This window comes from Dictyobacter sp. Z7_2, assembly GCF_057551105.1.
The window spans coordinates 209766-225506 of the sequence record NZ_BAAJPE010000001.1 but is presented as its reverse complement, the minus strand read 5'-3'; the positions used below and the strand labels follow the sequence as shown (position 1 = coordinate 225506).

Genomic DNA, 15741 nt, shown 5'->3' with positions numbered 1-15741 from the left:
GATGTGACTGTATGTCAAAAGGAAAGTTCCTTGACCTAGCGAAGAGACTAAAAGCCTGTGAGCGATAGAGGAGGAGATAGGCGACTGCATAAAAATCGACCAGAGCATCGTCAATCCGCCTCTCAAGACTGACGAGAGAAGCGATGGAAGGAAGAGGATATGTGGAGGTCTGCAAAAAACACAATCAGCGATTTGAAGAGGGAAATATAGGGGGGTAATGCAACAGCAGTAATCGATGATCGTATGATCCTATGAGACATTCATTGGGGCAGGAGAAGTGATACTGAATAGTACTGCTTTACTAGAAGTGTTTTTTTATACAAACATGCACCAATTTGAAGCGCAGGAATTGCTGCCTTGTATTAAGTGCTGCTTTAAAACATGGAACATGACTTTTAGTAATTGTTATCGCGAGTAAATAGTATCGTTTAAGGAGAAAGCATGAACCAGCAGACAGTTTCCTCATATAAATCGACAGATATTGATGTCCTGGTCGTTGGAGCCGGTCCCACAGGCCTGGTTGCCGCAATAGCTCTGATGCAGCGTGGCATCTCATGCCGCTTAATTGATAAAGACGAGGCGCGTTCTCCATATACTAAAGCCCTGGCGCTTCATGCTCGGACACTGGAAATCCTGGAACTCCTATCCGCACCATTAGCCGACACGTTCGTACGCACAGGTTATACTGCCCCCGGTGTTAGCTTCAGTGCAGGCAATGACATGGTGAAAGCGGATATTCTTGGTCTTGATACCAACTTCCCCTTCGTACTTTTTATTCCGCAAGATACGACCGAGGCTCTGTTAGAGAGCTATCTACACGAAGGAGGAGTGAGCATTGAGCGAGGCGTGGCATTTATGGGCTTACAGCAAGATGCTACCACAGTAACTGCACAACTTCGGCACACTAATGGGCAGAACGAAACAGTCCGGGCACGGTATGTACTGGGCTGCGACGGAGCCCATAGTGCTGTCCGCCACGCACTGGACTTGCCCTTCGACGGGAAAGGGTATCCCTGGACGGCTCTTCTCGCCGATGTCAAAGTTGAGAGTGAGGTAGGGAAAAACGGGCTTAGCCAGTTCTCTAGTGAGCGTGGCCTGGCGGTGCTGATGCCTTTTCAGGACGACTATACACGCATCTCCACGATTGATACCTTCTATCAGAACAGCACGGTTAATGATGAGCTCACGTTGGCTGAGTTGCAGGAATCGGTCAGTGCGATCATTCCAGTTCCCATACGCGTGAGCGAGCCACGCTGGTTAACACGCTGGTCCGCGCAACTGCGTCAGGTTGCCCATTATCAGGTCGGGCGCGTATTTGTGGCTGGCGATGCAGCCCATATTCACAGTCCGGCGGGAGGGCAGGGACTCAATACCGGTGTGCAGGACGCGTACAATATTGCCTGGAAGCTCGCTATGGTTCTGCGTAGCGAGGCACCAGAAAGTCTGTTAGAGAGTTATCATACGGAACGCCATCGAGTTGGTAAGCAGATCTTGCACGAGTCGGATCTCATGCTGCGCAGTGTTCTCGTGCCCAATAACATCATGAGAACGGGACGAAATTTCGCTATGAAAACGCTGATGCCCATCCCCGCGCTCCAGCATCACATGAGTGAAAAGCTCTCCGGAATAGGGATAACCTATCGTTCCGCAGAACAACTCTCACTATTGAATAAGGTGCTGAAAGGAAAGCCGGGGAAGCAAGCAGGTGACCGAGTTCCCGATCTGGAACTGAAGCCAGCACGGCTTACGACAGAGACAAGCACAGTGGTTCGCCTCTATGAGCTTTTGCGTCAAGCTCCCTATTCTCTGTTGATCGAGCTTCAACCAGAAAAGTTTGCGGCGGATCGAGCTCAGATTGTAGAGTTTTTACAATACCTGGAGCGCTTCGGCGGAGAGGCAATCAAACCATATGCAGTCTTTGAGCAAGGCACCGAGGCAATTACGCACGATCTGCCAGTGACAACAATGATTGATTTCAAACAACATGTGCATCGCAAACTAGGTGTGCAACATGGTGATATTGTATTGATTCGCCCTGATGGCCATCTGGCTCTGCGTGCATCACTCCACCAGCTAGATCTCTTCTCAGAAGAACTGCCACAGTGGGTAACGAGCAGCAGATCAGAACAGCTGGTTGGTAAGTGAGAATAGACCTTTGTCCATAAAAGCAGGGCAAGGTTGCTCCTTGCACGAAGACTGATCTTGTGCTGAGGGTTTTGTTGTCTGAAAGGTCATTGCTCAAGCGGATGAGTAGGCTCAAGAGGGGGGATGAATTCCTGCAAATTCTAACATGAAATGTTCCTTTTAATCCTCTTCTCCCCCATGAGCCTCCTCACGCTGCTCAAGGTAGTGGAGCACATCGCTGCACCAGTTCATATAATTTTGTTCATAGCTTATGGTGTATTTGAAAATCAGTTCTGCAATAGCTAAGGATTCACTGTTCCCCTGGGACATTGCCAGATATCTGGTTCGCTTCAACTCCAATTCCTGCTCATGCCTGGAGAGTTGCTCCTGGTGCAGTGTGATCTGCTCTCGAAACATGGCCTGCATGCGTGTGGGATCTGCCACCCAGAGGCTGTAGGCCTTCAAGAGAAATTCATCGCGTATGACTGCTGGAGGGGTCGAGGATTCTACCCAGGACTGTAGTGCTACCTGACCTGCTTCGGTAATCTGATACATTTTTTTCGCCGGGTGCCGGGCTTGTTGTTCGATAATCTGGTAGGTGGTGAAGCCTGCCTCTACCAAGTGGGCCAGTGCCGGATAAATTTGGGTGAGGCTGATGGCCCAGAACGGGCCAAAGTGTTTTTTCAGCATCGTTGCAAGATCATATCCTGACAATGGTTCACGCGCTAACATTCCCAGCAAGATGTATGCCAGTGTGTTCATAAAAAAATCCTTATGTTAGAGAAGCACATATAGTAAAAAAATATATATGTAAGCAATTGACATAATACAAAAGCGTGTGTTATAGTGCAGTCTGTCGCACACTAGCATAGGGCTATTGCGTCGTATGGGCCTCCCTATTCTAGCAAGTGATCTACCCCTCTTGCAAGCGTGAAGCAGTAATTCGTCAATGTTTGACATTTTTAGTTGCGAAAAGGGATTTAGCATGAGCTTGTCTACAAACACAATGAATCCTATCCAGTTGCTGACTGTGAAGTTACACGTAAATGGGAAAGAGTATAATCTGGAGCTTGACTCTCGTGTCACCCTGCTCGATGTCCTGCGCGAGCATCTTGCTTTCACCGGATCAAAGAAAGGATGTGACCATGGACAGTGTGGGGCCTGCACTGTTTTGCTCAATGGGAGACGTATCAATAGCTGCCTCGCGCTGGCGGTCGCTTGCCAGGGGGCAGAGATCATCACGATTGAGGGACTTGGTCAAGATGAGCAGTTACATCCGATGCAGCAGGCTTTTATCGAGCACGATGCCTTTCAATGCGGCTATTGTACCCCTGGCCAGATCTGTTCGGCGGTGGGGATGTTACGCGAGGTGGAGGCTGGCTGGCCCAGCGTGGTAAGCACCGACCTGAGTGCTCAGCATGTTGTGCTTGATGAAGAGGAGATTCGCGAACGGATGAGTGGCAATCTTTGTCGCTGTGCTGCCTACGTGAACATTGTCCCCGCCATTGCTGAGGTTACTCAACAGGGACAGAAAGCCGATGGGGAGGTGCGCGGATGAAACCATTTCGATATGAGCGGGTCCAGGATGCAGGAAGTGCCATCGCTCTGGTCTCGCAGGTCGCGCATGCTGACTATCTTGCTGGAGGAACGAATGTCGTTGACCATCTCAAGCTCGGTGTGAGTCAACCTGAGGTGCTGGTCGATATTACACAACTGCCCTTCGATCGTATCGAGGCGCTCCCCGATGGTGGGGTGCGTATTGGGGCTCTCGTTCGTAACTCCGATCTTGCCGCTGACCTGCTTATTCGGGAAAGATTTCCTTTCCTTGCTCAGGCTGTGCTTGCAGGCGCTTCGGGACAGATTCGCAATCAGGCAACGAGTGGGGGGAATCTCTTACAGCGAACACGCTGCGTCTACTTTCAGGATGTCACCAAGCCCTGCAATAAGCGGGAGCCTGGCAGCGGGTGTCCTGCGCGCGAAGGCTATCATCGCGGCATGGCGATTTTAGGCACTTCAGAAGCGTGTATCGCCACACATCCGTCTGATATGGCGGTTCCCCTGGCGGCTCTTGGCGCGAGCATCCATGTGTTGGGCCTCCATGGAGAGCGGGATATTCCCTTGCTCGATTTTTATCGTCTGCCCGGTACTGAGCCACAACGCGAGACGGTGTTGGAGCATGGTGAATTGATCACTGCGATTGAGGTGCCCGGACTGCCTTTTGCCAGTCGCTCACACTATCGCAAGGTACGCGATCGAGCCTCCTATGCTTTCGCACTCGTGTCGCTGGCCGCCGCTGTCGATGTGGATCAAGGGAAGATCCGCGATGTGCGGCTGGCGTTCGGTGGTCTGGCAACTATTCCCTGGCGCGCCCAGAAAGCCGAAGCCGTCCTACGCGGCGCACCTGCGACCGAAGCGTCTTTTGTGCAAGCGGCCGAGGCCGAGCTTGCCGAAGCGCAGCCTTTACGTGAGAATGCTTTTAAGATTCAGCTTGCTCGTAATGTGCTGGTTCGTACTTTGCAAGAGCTTGTAGAAGGGAGCAATTCATGATCCAGACGACCAAGCCCACAGTTATTGGCGCACCGATCAGCCGTCTTGATGGCCCCAAGAAAGTGACGGGAACCGCTACCTATGCCTTTGAGTATCAGTTCGAGGATGTGGTGTACGCTTTTCCGGTACAAAGTACGATTGCCAGGGGCCGTGTCGTGGCTATTGATGCGACACGCGCCCGTGCCGTGCCAGGCTTCCTCGGGTTGATTACACATGAGAATGCGCCAAAGATTGCTCCGGTTGGACTCCTGGGACCTGATAATGATATGGCAACACTGCAATCCGATCGTATCGCCTATCGTGGACAATTCATTGCAGTGGTTGTGGCAGAGACCCTGGAGAATGCGCGCCTGGCCGCTGAACGCCTCACTATCCAGTATGAAGCGCAGCCTCATGATACTGAATTGCGTGCCGACCGTGCTGACCTTGTGAAGCCGCAAGCGCTGATTGCCGGCATGCCTACGGACACCGAGCATGGTGATGTCGAGACGGCTCTCTCGTCTTCTCCTGTCCAATTGGATCAAACCTACACCACGCCCGCATATCATCATAATACCCTGGAGCCGCATGCGACAATCGCGCTCTGGCAAGATGATAGCTTGACGCTGTACGACTCAAATCAGGGACCACATGCCGTTCAGCATATGGCAGCGGTCGCCTTCAATCTTCCTCCCGAACATGTACGTGTGATCTCCGCCTTCGTTGGAGGCGGCTTTGGCTCGAAAGGCGGTCACTCGCATTTTATTCTGACGATCATGGCAGCACAGTTGATCAAGGGAAGGCCCGTAAAGATGGCCCTGACGCGTCAGCAGATGTTTGCGGTGGTCGGCTATCGCACACCGACGATCCAGCATATACGCCTGGGAGCCGAGCAGGATGGACGGCTTACTGCTATCTCTCATGACGTGGTAGTGCAGACGAGTACGATTCACGATTTTGTCGAGCCGGCCGCGAGCGCCACACGCATGATGTATGCAGCAGCACATCGGCGCACAACACACAGGTTAGCGCGCCTCGATGTGCCGATTCCTACCTTCATGCGTGCTCCAGGCGAGGCCCCAGGAATGTTTGCCCTCGAATCGGCTATCGATGAACTCGCGCAGGCGTGCGGCATCGATCCCATCGAGTTGCGTATCAAGAATGATACAGCGGTCGATCCCGAATCTGGTCTGCCCTTCAGTAGTCGTAACCTTGTTGCCTGTCTGCGCCAGGGAGCCGAAGCCTTTGGCTGGTATCAGCACTCACGTCAGCCCGGCATACGGCAGGAGGGACGCTGGCTCATCGGAACTGGCGTGGCTTCTTCGACCTATCCAGCAGGAATTTTTCCCTCAACGGCCAGCATCCGTGCGGAACGTCCTGATCACTATCGTGTGCTCCTGGGTGCCACGGATATCGGAACCGGAGCCTGGACAATTCTTGCTCAGATCGCTGCCGATGCACTTGAAGTGTCTTTAGAACAGATCCATTTAGAGATTGGCGATAGCAATCTCCCGGCGGCCGGGCTCGCCGGAGGCTCCACTGGTACGGCCTCCTGGGGATCGGCGATCATAGATGCTGCTCAGAAGTTCCGTACCAAATTGTATGGTGAGCTTGGAGGGAGATTACCGGAGGATGGCCTGGAAGTAGCAGGTGGGATGCAGCGTAGTCCCTATGCGGGCCAGTATGCAATGCATTCTTTTGGCGCACAGTTCGTGGAGGTTCGCGTCCATGTGGATACAGGCGAAATTCGTGTGCCACGTATGCTCGGGGTGTTTGCCGCTGGTCGTATTATCAACCCTAAAACTGCACGCTCGCAGTTTCTGGGTGGTATGTCGATGGGGATCTCAATGGCGCTGCATGAGCAGAGTGTGATGGACCCACGCTTTGGAGACTACGTCAACCACGATTTTGCGGAGTACCATATCGCAACCAATGCCGATGTGGGAACTGTCGAGATCCAGTGGATTGATGAGGTTGATCCCTACGTTAACCCCGTTGGTGCCAAAGGTATCGGCGAGATTAGCTTCGTTGGGACAGCCGCCGCCATTGCCAATGCCGTCTATCATGCGACAGGCATGCGTGTGCGCGACCTTCCTCTCTCGCTGGATAAACTGCTTGCCTCGCTTCCTCGCTAGCGAAGTGCGTGTGCCGTCTCCTTGATTATTCCAGAAAGGAGACGGCACACATACTTCCTGTTCTCCAGGCATCGAAGTACTCATGCTCACTCTTCCGAGAATGCAGGCAGAGCAATCATCGAGGCCAGGTAATCACCTGCGTGCGCGTGAAGAATGTTCTGGCCAACATGCACTTCCTTTTTTTCGCGCAGGATAAGGCAAAAGGAGGGGGTCAGGACACCGTTTTCGAGGGAGAATACCCTATCGTCAATACATGTCTCTCGCAGTATCTCTCGTCGGAGGTTCTGCGCGCGGTGGACCCGATTGACGAGGATGGCAATCCCATCATTGACTCGGCTAAGAACATGAAGACAGTCGCGCAAGGGGCGGCGATCAGCGTCTGGTGCGCAACGAGCTCGCAGCTTGATGGAATGGGCGGTGTCTATTGCCAGAATTGCGACATTGCCCCGCTCGTGTCCGAGGAGATGATACGTCCCCCGGCAGTCACCTTGCCGGGAGACGTTTGTCGAAAGGCAATGGCTGCGCCCATCTACCCGACCGAGTTTATGCAATATGCAGAACGATACGCCCACGCCCATGACCTTGCTGACTCAATGCTTGTGCCAGACCGGCTTCCCTGAGAGGAAAGGCCTTCTCAATCACCACCTGTATCTCTCCTGCATCGATCAACCGGGCAAAGGTGTTTAATCGTTCAGTGCTGATGCGTGCAAATGCTGACGCAACCTGTACGTCACGTTCCTGGATACTCTCTTTCGCAGGCTGACCGGCGAGCGAGACTAATATTCCACCACGCTTGAGTGCCTGGACTGACTCTTCAAGTGTTGATCCACCGACGACATTCAGCACAAGATCAACGTCATGTACGGCACTTGTAAGAGCCGTCGTTGTGTAGTCAATCACCGTCTCAGCACCCAAAGAACGCACAAAATCAACGTTGGCACCCGACGTCGTGGCAATGACATGCGCACCTTTCCAGCGAGCAAATTGCACTGCAAACAGGCCGACGCCTCCGGCCGCCCCTTGAATCAATACGCGCTGTCCAGCTTCCAACTTGCCTGCCTCAAAGAGCCCCGTCCAGGCAGCGCTTGCCCCCACAGAAACAGCTGCCGCCTCGTCAAAGCTCAAGCTCTGTGGTTTGAGTCCCAGCGAGTTCGCAGGAGTGGTTATGTATTCGCTATATCCCCCCTTCATACTTTGGCCATAGACAGCCTGTCCGACCTGGAAACCCGTGACGCCCGTACCAATCCCCTGTACCACACCCGCAATCTCCATGCCAGGAATGTAAGGAAAGTGCATTTGTAGCATATTTTTTCTCAACCCTTGACGCACTTTCCAATCGATCGGATTCACTCCGGCGGCGTGTACCTGAACCAGGACCTCGCCCTCTTGAGGCTCTGGACGCGGGATCTGTTCTAACTGAAGCTGATCGACATCTCCGTAGTCGTGAACACGGATTGCTTGCATAAGTTGTAAAGACATAAGAATTTCCTCTATTTTCCCTGACGTATTTGTTTTCGGTAGCCTTCTTTGTATTGATCCATTGGTCAATATAAAAGAAGAATATCACGTATTGACCGAAAGGTCAATGTTTTAGGGTCAAATTACTGTAATGACGCGTTTAATTAGCAGATGGTTATGCTGACCACTTTCCAACTAGATCAGGAATTGCTTTCACGCACTTTTTTATCCCAATCTTCAGCCGTAATGACTTCTGCACAGCGAGGAAAGATTTTGGTCATGAGAACATGCTGAACGTCTTGATCTGTATCAGCACAACAGTCAGAGAGGACGGTGAGCTCGTAGTCTTTGTCTTCCGCTTCCAGTAGTGTGGAGAGTACTACATTCCCGGTTGTGATTCCACAGAGGACCAGATTGCTAATGCCTTGCGCTCGGAGAACGACGTCTAAATCACTCCCGGTGAAGGCACTGGAGCGCTCCTTTGTCACAATTACCTCACCAGGTTGTGGCGCGACGGCGGGGTGAGGTGACATGTCTGCCATTTGTAAGGCACGTGTGGCGAGTGCCTTAGAGAAGGCACGGTTGCGCGGGCTGATCTCTGGATATCCCTCACGAAAATGAACTATGACGTGAATGACGTGTATACCAACCTTTCTTGCCGTGGCAATGGCATTGCTTAAGCTCTTGAGCAACATTGGATCTTCGCCAACATGGCTGACAGCCCCACGTTGAACATCTAGTACAAGTAATGCCGTGGAACTCTTTAAATGATTTACTGACATCCTGGTCTTCTTCCTTTCTGAAGATGTGAAGCGCCTGTTAGACTGTTATGGGTAAGAAAGATAATCCAAGCCCAACACATATTGACCAACCGATCAACATTGAGAAGTATACCATTACATTGACCGATCGGTCAATGTAATGGTATACTTCTCAATGTTCACATAGAGGAGCGGATGATGCCAGGGAAAAAGAGTTTGGTAGGCGAAGCAGAAAGAGGTCAAGCGAAATGGACCTGCAAGGTCTTTCCTTAAATAAAAGCAAGATTCGGATCTCGAATCTTGCTTTTATTGTGATTTTATGGGGAGGCGCTGCTATCGCTCCCGGAGCTTTTAGCGCTGCTCGGCATCTGTTTATACACATTAAGCCAGTTTGTGGCGATCTCGATTTGTGCTTGTTGGAGAGAGAGCGCACCGGAACAGACCTGAGCGTGTAGATAGTTCTCGACCTTGTCTTTTTCGTGGAAGCCGGGTTTGGGACTGGCGGCTTCGGGCCAGAGGTTAGAGATGTCATTTGAGCCGCCCAGTTCCAGGCTTACCAGATGGTCAACTTCGTACTGTCCGGTGGTATGGTGCGTGATGCCATACTCGGCGTAGTCCTTGTTTTTCTCGCTCGTCGGCACGTTGCGCACGGATGAGGAGTAACCAGGCTTGCAAATCTGGCTTTTCGTGGCGTTGGCGATAATATCGCCCGGCGTGCATGCTGTATCCTGGAGAGCTCCGTTTACTATACAGCCAGATGTCTTTGTCCTTGTGCCCCAGTGCGGCGTGCCCGTCTGGCCGGTGCCTCCAGAGGAGGATGAAGTGGGACTGCCGTATGTCGATGACGTGGTGATGGTGGGCGCGTTGGAGCACCCACTGAATAGAAAGCAGATGAGCGCTGCCAGAATGAAGAAGCGTTTCGTGCGCATATGCACTCCTTGTTGATTGTTTCTAATCTCTCAGGTCTAGCGTTCCTATGCGTACTGGCGTAATTTCACAGAAGATGACGCAATTCTTCCTATTCAGATTGCAGAACGAGCCAGCTCTGATCGAAGTGCCGTGCCTGTAAGTTAGTTTGCTTGATCCAATAGTATACCATACCGTTATTTGCCCAGTTCATGTTTGCGCCCGCGTCTGTATCGATTTGTAGAAGGAGTAACCAGTCCATTGCATCTTTTTGCATGGCGGTCGCGCGCGGATCATCGGAGTCGGTTATGCCGTTGGAGACGAGCTGGCATTGCTGACGCATGTCGTCCTGGATGGTATCGGGATAGCCAAGCAATCGATGATGTGATAGTGCACGATCTTGCGGCTCTCTTAAATCTTCTAGCATCTGGTCATATGCCTGCTGGTCCTCGTCACTCCACTGCACGTTGGGGAGTTCCAGTCCTGGCTGTAATGCAAGAGTGAGTTCGTTCTTGAATGTAAGCGTACAGGCCTGGAAAAGGCTTGCGACGGGTAAGCCCGTTGGTGTGGCGGCACGTTGTAAGGTAGTAGAGGGATTGCCACTGAAGAGGATTTGCCAGCCCGCGCGATCATCGGGTTGCTCGCCAAAGGTCTCCTGGCTAGAGTCGTAGAAGAACCAGAGCATTCCCTGCCGCGGTAGCGGTCCATTGTCCTCAACGTTCTGTATATCAGCCAGCTGAATCTGCGCAAGAAATGATTGGGGCTGCCCCTTCAACTGCGGCCAGTTTACACCAGCGGGCAGGTCAGGATGGCCGCCAATCTTTGATGTTCCAGGTTTCAGGCTGCTTTCGTCTATCGGGGTAGTGAGTAGCCGTATTGAACTGCGAGCCAAGGTGTCTATCTCACGTACATGTTGTTCTAAGCCAGCTTTGATGAAGGCCTTCTCGATGTCCGTTTTTTTCATTTTTTTCTTCTCCTAGCACAACTCACTTCAGGCACCTTTATGTCCCTTTCTTTTAGTATACGTGATCGCACGCTTTTCATTGACTCGTTCAATAGCAACAAATGGAATGGGATGGTACGTTAATAACTATATACGCACGCAGGTTAATTATTCTATTTGAAATGATCTTTACTTAATTGTAGTTATTTATATTCTACTTCTGATATTCTTTTAATGCACCTCCAACAGCCGTTACAAGCGCCACGAAATTGACAAGTACTTTTGCTCTGCCCATTCAGATACCCATATAGTTTGCTTCCTTTATTGATAAGCAGGGAATGAAATTGTATCTCCTTCTTGTTTCAGAAAGTAACTGTGTATCAAAATAGTAGATTTTCGATAGCAATATGCCTTACGTAAATACAGGTATATTGCCTGTTTGATGTACAGAAAACTTGTAGGGAGTAAAGATATTTGATGAATTCTTCTGCTGGTGATGTTATCCCTTCACAAGAAATTCTTATGAAGGATGATACTACAACGATTCAAAAGAGGGAAGATAGGCGCTCTTTATTGGTGTTGATATTATTATGTAGTGCGCAATTTATGGTTGTCCTTGATTTTTCGATTGTAAATGTGGCTTTACCGGCGATACAACGTAGCCTTGGGTTCACCACGCAGAACTTGCAATGGATTGTGACGGCTTATTCTCTGACATTTGGTGGGTTTCTGTTACTTGGTGGGCGTATTGGTGATCTATTTGGTCGTCGCCGTCTGTTTAGTATCGGGCTTGTTCTCTTTGCCGTCGCGTCTCTTCTGGGTGGTCTTGCACAATCAGCTCTCTGGTTGATTTTCGCTCGCGCTATTCAAGGGCTGGGAGCAGCAATTATTTCACCGATCTCGTTTTCTTTGATTGCGACTACCTTTCGCGAAGGACCAGCGCGTAATAGGGCGTTGGGCGTTGTTGGGGCGGTGGCCTCTTCTGGATTTGCTGTGGGAGCTTTGTTAGGTGGGCTTCTTACTGCTGGCCCTGGCTGGCGTTGGGTCCTTTTTGTAAATATTCCTGTGGCGATTGTTGCTCTGTTTTTTACTCCTATCTTACTGAGCGAAACGGTGAAAGAGTCAGGTCAAAGGCATGTTGATGTTTTGGGGGCGATGACGGTCACTACTGGTCTGGTCTTGCTTGTGTATGCATTGGCGCAGGGTAATCAAATCGGGTGGGGATCATTCCAGGCTCTTGGATTGCTCGTGACAGCACTGGTTCTGCTGGTCGCATTCGTCTATATCGAGACACGTGTTCACGTTCCTCTTATTCGGTTTGGCATTTTTCGTTTACGTACATTGACAGGTGCTAATTTAATTGGCTTTCTTGCTCCTGGAGCTTTGGGGGCAATGGTTTTCATTTCTACTCTTTATATGCAAAAGGTACTTGGATATGCTTCTACTACAACTGGCTTTGCTTTTTTACCGATGGCTCTGATACTGATTATCGTCTCTAATGTTGTGTCACGGTTTGTGCCTCGCTTTGGGGTGAGGCGTGTATTGGTTGCTGGTCTGTTTGTGATGGCTGTAGGTCTGCTCTTGCTGACGCGTATCTCAGTGGAGGATAATTTTTGGGGAACGCTACTTCCAGGGATGCTTGTCGTTGCGCTTGGTATTGGTCCTTCGTTTACGGCGATGGCGATTGCTGCAACAACAGGGGTGAGTGATCGTGAACAAGGATTAGCCTCGGGTTTACTGAATACGACCCAGCAGGTTGGATCTGGACTTGTGTTAGCGGTGACAGCTGTTGTAGCAGCTGCGCACACGACAGTTCTACAACAGGAGCAGGGCGTCTCTGCGAAAGTAGCTCTTGTCGGTGGCTTTCAGTATGCGTTTATTGTGTGTGCCATTTTCGCGGTGCTAGGTGGGTTGGTTGCTCTGTTTGTAATCAGGCAAAAGGATATTGAGTATCCAAGAGATTGACGCACGCGGAAAATATCATAAAGACCAGGAACGCTCGTGGGAAGAAGTCTTGACAGGCGCATGGTTACGGCATTGGTTGTCCTCCGAACGTCTTTTTGCTATGCTATAGTTTTATGTGGGGGGGAATGAAGGAGATGAGAAATTTTAAGCATAAGACTGATTGTGAGGAAGAATGGATGTCTGATCCCTGGGTTCGCGAAGCGATAGCAGCGATTAATGCTGACTATACACGTTCGGCTGATACACATCTGGTCCCCGTTTTATTTCCAGCTTTACCGGTGATCAAGCTTTATATAAAGGATGAATCAACCCATATTACCGGAAGCCTGAAACATCGTCTGGCACGGTCACTTTTCTTATATGCGCTCTGTAATGGATGGGTGCGAAAGGACACTGCCATTATTGAAGCTTCATCCGGGAGCACTGCTATTTCTGAGGCGTATTATGCACGGTTATTAGGCCTGCCGTTTTATGCCGTGATGGCACGGAGCACTTCACCTGAGAAGATTCGTCGCATCGCCCGTTATGGGGGAGAATGTGTGCTGGTAGATGATCCACGCGAGGACCGCCATCATGCGAAGAAGCTTGCAGAGGAGTTGCACGGCCATTTTATGGACCAATTTACCTTCGCCGAGCGGGCTACTGACTGGCGTGGGAATAATAATATTGCAGAATCTATCTTTAAGCAATTAGCGGATGAAGCCTACGCTGTTCCCGAGTGGATTGTGTGTGGCGCGGGGACCGGGGGGACGGCTGCCACGTTGGGACGTTATATTCGCTATCGAGGCTATGAAACTCAGGTGTGTGTGGTTGATCCGGAGACGTCGGTCTACTATGACTACTATCATACACGCGATAGTAGCCTATGTTTGCAGGGAGGATCAGGAATTGAGGGCATTGGACGCCCACAGGTAGAGCCTTCGTTTTTGCCGCTCACAATTGATCGTATGATCAGGGTGCCAAACGCGGGATCGTATGCCGCCATCCGTATCCTACAAGAGCTGATCGGGAAGCGCTTTGGAGGATCAACGGGAACCAATTTTTATGGTGCCTGCCAATTGATTGCTGAGATGCTACGGCAAGGGAAGAAAGGTTCGATTGTGATGCTCGGATGTGATGCCGGTGAGCTGTATCACGATACATATTATAATGCACAGTGGCTCGCAGAGCAGCATATCGATATTGAACCCTATATAACACAGCTCAACCGTTTTATCACCGCTGGAGTCTGGGTAGACTAAAGGTACCGGGCAGTGCGGTAAAGAAGGAAAACAGGCATCGTGGCTTTTCTGGGTGCGTTTTCTTGCCTGATCAATTGTAGATAAGCAGAATTATCCTTGCCCATCTTATCAGGAGGGTCTGCGCTTGCACCTTTGTGGCAAGCGCAGACCCTCCAATCAATGCGGATACAGCACCAGAATGACTAGATGACGGGGAAGAGGTACGAACTTACCATCACCCCATCAATTGGATCATAGCTTACAAGTTGGCCGAAACCAGTGTTGGGAACAAATTGTCCGCTACGAATAGTCTGCCAGGGCAGTGACCATTGATTCGGGAAAGTAACAGGGACCTGAGTTAAACTGCCTGCGCTATTTACAGCGTCGATCTCGGTATACCCTGTACCATCCTCGTAGAAAAGCAAGCCCCCTTGACTCCCACTTTGTCCAAAATCACCAGAAACGACGAGCTTCCAGCTAGTGCGCCAGTTTGTATGTTCGCTAAACAGGGTCATGTTGCCACTGCTATCGAACTTATAGAAGGCACCATAGCCAGCACCTTTATCGTAGAAGAGCAGATCATCAAATGAGCTATTGCTAAATCTGCCCGTGATAATGGAGAACCAGCTACTGCGCCAATTTGTGTACGTATGTTTTTGCTGCATGCCTCCGGCTAAATCAATCTGGTAAAATTGACCGGTAGCCCCGTTTGCATCGTAGAAAAGCAGGTTGGCATTGCCGAATTGTCCCGCAATGATTTGAGTCCAGGAGGTACGAAAGGTCGTGTAGGTTCTTTGCAGTGCCAAATTTCCCTGGCCGTCTGTTGTATAGAAGGAGCCTGTGCCAGTGGTGGCATCATAAAAGAGGAGTTGAAATGCCTGAATAAAGACAATGTGTGTCCATCGATTGCTAAATGTATGATTCCCTCCAATTTTTAAAAGCCCACTGGTGACTGGCGTTCCGTTATTCAGAATGCCATTTTGGACGGTTGCATAAAACGATCCGATATTGGCATTGCTGTCGTAGCAGAAAAGATCAGTGGCTCCCTGAGTAGCGCTCTGAGGATCAGCGAAGTTTCCTTTGACAATATGAGTATACGTTTTAGGAAATGATTGTGTGACTGCTATATTGAGCGCTATCTGTGAAGCTGCAAACACTGTGGATGAGGGCGCTGAGAATAGTGAAGTGCTTCCGACGGTGGCTGCTGTTGCCATGCCTGCCGACAGTGTTAAAAAGCGCCTGCGATTCATTGCAAATGTCATTGAATACCTTTCTCTCTTTTTCCTGGTGCTATGAAAAGCATGCCAGGCAATCCTTGGACAGTACTATTATGCTGCCTGGCCGTTAAGAACTCCTCTGACTGGAGTATAGTTCAGGAGAGGAAAGAGGGCTTCTGTAAAATTACCTGATGTAGTGGCAGGTTGGTGAGGAGCATCCAGAAATCTGTTTTGTGAAAGGCCTGGTAATTTTACTGGGAAAGTCGTCGGCGAAGCAGCTTTTGCGGATGGTAGTTATCGAAGCACAAAATGTGAATAAGCATGTTTGCGATATTGTCTGGGATGGTCAATAATGCCTCAAGTAGGCAATGCCATTATTCCTATTGCTGATGTAAGGAGAGACTTGTGGCACTATGCTACACTGAGATGCTTCTAGCCAGCGTGAGGAGCCTATGAGCAATCAAAATGGACTATCCCATCTCGACA

Annotated in this window: 13 protein-coding genes; 7 read left to right on the top strand and 6 right to left on the bottom strand. The window is 50.4% G+C overall.

All coding sequences use genetic code 11. The features are described 5' to 3' along the window. Window positions 1-441: 441 nt before the first annotated feature. Window positions 442-2145: an FAD-dependent monooxygenase gene (locus tag AC27N8_RS00960; RefSeq protein ID WP_487063025.1), complete on the top strand. Its 1704-nt coding sequence runs from the start codon at window positions 442-444 to the stop codon at window positions 2143-2145. Window positions 2146-2304: 159 nt separating this feature from the next. Here AC27N8_RS00960 and AC27N8_RS00955 read toward each other — a convergent pair whose 3' ends face one another. Then, window positions 2305-2886: a PadR family transcriptional regulator gene (locus AC27N8_RS00955; RefSeq protein ID WP_487063023.1), complete on the bottom strand. Its 582-nt coding sequence runs from the start codon at window positions 2884-2886 to the stop codon at window positions 2305-2307. 223 nt (window positions 2887-3109) lie between these two features. Here AC27N8_RS00955 and AC27N8_RS00950 point away from each other — a divergent pair, with 223 nt between their 5' ends. The 4 genes from AC27N8_RS00950 to AC27N8_RS00935 are packed head-to-tail and all read left to right on the top strand — an operon-like array spanning window position 3110 to window position 7405. Next, window positions 3110-3682, top strand: a complete 573-nt coding sequence (locus tag AC27N8_RS00950; RefSeq protein WP_487063021.1) for a 2Fe-2S iron-sulfur cluster-binding protein — start codon at window positions 3110-3112, stop codon at window positions 3680-3682. After that, entirely contained in the window at window positions 3679-4671 is a 993-nt protein-coding gene (locus AC27N8_RS00945) for an FAD binding domain-containing protein (protein ID WP_487063019.1), read from the top strand. The genes AC27N8_RS00950 and AC27N8_RS00945 overlap by 4 nt, the downstream gene beginning before the upstream one ends. Then, window positions 4668-6785: a xanthine dehydrogenase family protein molybdopterin-binding subunit gene (locus AC27N8_RS00940; RefSeq protein ID WP_487063017.1), complete on the top strand. Its 2118-nt coding sequence runs from the start codon at window positions 4668-4670 to the stop codon at window positions 6783-6785. Before AC27N8_RS00945 ends, AC27N8_RS00940 begins: the two co-directional genes overlap by 4 nt. Before the next feature lie 8 nt (window positions 6786-6793). After that, complete coding sequence (locus tag AC27N8_RS00935) at window positions 6794-7405, top strand: hypothetical protein (protein WP_487063015.1); 612 nt, start codon at window positions 6794-6796, stop codon at window positions 7403-7405. On the opposite strand, the gene AC27N8_RS00930 is transcribed toward AC27N8_RS00935, so the two are convergent. The 4 genes from AC27N8_RS00930 to AC27N8_RS00915 all read right to left on the bottom strand — a co-directional run bounded on the left by AC27N8_RS00930 (window position 7329) and on the right by AC27N8_RS00915 (window position 10874). Next, a complete protein-coding gene (locus AC27N8_RS00930; RefSeq protein WP_487063013.1) occupies window positions 7329-8264 on the bottom strand; it encodes an NADP-dependent oxidoreductase in 936 nt (311 codons plus the stop codon). The genes AC27N8_RS00935 and AC27N8_RS00930 overlap by 77 nt on opposite strands. 179 nt (window positions 8265-8443) lie before the next feature. Next, window positions 8444-9025, bottom strand: a complete 582-nt coding sequence (locus AC27N8_RS00925) for a cysteine hydrolase family protein (protein WP_487063011.1) — start codon at window positions 9023-9025, stop codon at window positions 8444-8446. Between the two features lie 296 nt (window positions 9026-9321). After that, window positions 9322-9933, bottom strand: coding sequence for an HNH endonuclease (locus AC27N8_RS00920; protein ID WP_487063009.1), 612 nt, complete (start codon window positions 9931-9933; stop codon window positions 9322-9324). 89 nt (window positions 9934-10022) lie between these two features. Beyond that, window positions 10023-10874, bottom strand: coding sequence for a YwqG family protein (locus tag AC27N8_RS00915; protein ID WP_487063007.1), 852 nt, complete (start codon window positions 10872-10874; stop codon window positions 10023-10025). A 456-nt stretch (window positions 10875-11330) separates the two neighbouring features. Here AC27N8_RS00915 and AC27N8_RS00910 point away from each other — a divergent pair, with 456 nt between their 5' ends. Next, the gene (locus AC27N8_RS00910; RefSeq protein ID WP_487067880.1) at window positions 11331-12818 is read left to right on the top strand and encodes an MFS transporter; all 1488 of its coding nucleotides are present in this window, start codon (window positions 11331-11333) and stop codon (window positions 12816-12818) included. A 176-nt stretch (window positions 12819-12994) separates the two neighbouring features. Further along, entirely contained in the window at window positions 12995-14059 is a 1065-nt protein-coding gene (locus tag AC27N8_RS00905) for a PLP-dependent cysteine synthase family protein (protein WP_487063005.1), read from the top strand. Between the two features lie 182 nt (window positions 14060-14241). Here AC27N8_RS00905 and AC27N8_RS00900 read toward each other — a convergent pair whose 3' ends face one another. Then, window positions 14242-15300, bottom strand: a complete 1059-nt coding sequence (locus AC27N8_RS00900; protein WP_487063003.1) for a hypothetical protein — start codon at window positions 15298-15300, stop codon at window positions 14242-14244. Window positions 15301-15741: the final 441 nt, after the last annotated feature.

Excerpts from the sequence above, each read along its gene's own strand:
- AC27N8_RS00960 (WP_487063025.1), top strand. The coding sequence starts at position 442 with ATGAACCAGCAGACAGTTTCCTCATATAAATCGACAGATATTGATGTC.
- AC27N8_RS00955 (WP_487063023.1), bottom strand. The coding sequence starts at position 2,886 with ATGAACACACTGGCATACATCTTGCTGGGAATGTTAGCGCGTGAACCA.
- AC27N8_RS00950 (WP_487063021.1), top strand. The coding sequence starts at position 3,110 with ATGAGCTTGTCTACAAACACAATGAATCCTATCCAGTTGCTGACTGTG.
- AC27N8_RS00945 (WP_487063019.1), top strand. The coding sequence starts at position 3,679 with ATGAAACCATTTCGATATGAGCGGGTCCAGGATGCAGGAAGTGCCATC.
- AC27N8_RS00940 (WP_487063017.1), top strand. The coding sequence starts at position 4,668 with ATGATCCAGACGACCAAGCCCACAGTTATTGGCGCACCGATCAGCCGT.
- AC27N8_RS00930 (WP_487063013.1), bottom strand. The coding sequence starts at position 8,264 with ATGTCTTTACAACTTATGCAAGCAATCCGTGTTCACGACTACGGAGAT.
- AC27N8_RS00925 (WP_487063011.1), bottom strand. The coding sequence starts at position 9,025 with ATGTCAGTAAATCATTTAAAGAGTTCCACGGCATTACTTGTACTAGAT.
- AC27N8_RS00920 (WP_487063009.1), bottom strand. The coding sequence starts at position 9,933 with ATGCGCACGAAACGCTTCTTCATTCTGGCAGCGCTCATCTGCTTTCTA.
- AC27N8_RS00915 (WP_487063007.1), bottom strand. The coding sequence starts at position 10,874 with ATGAAAAAAACGGACATCGAGAAGGCCTTCATCAAAGCTGGCTTAGAA.
- AC27N8_RS00910 (WP_487067880.1), top strand. The coding sequence starts at position 11,331 with ATGAATTCTTCTGCTGGTGATGTTATCCCTTCACAAGAAATTCTTATG.
- AC27N8_RS00905 (WP_487063005.1), top strand. The coding sequence starts at position 12,995 with ATGTCTGATCCCTGGGTTCGCGAAGCGATAGCAGCGATTAATGCTGAC.
- AC27N8_RS00900 (WP_487063003.1), bottom strand. The coding sequence starts at position 15,300 with ATGACATTTGCAATGAATCGCAGGCGCTTTTTAACACTGTCGGCAGGC.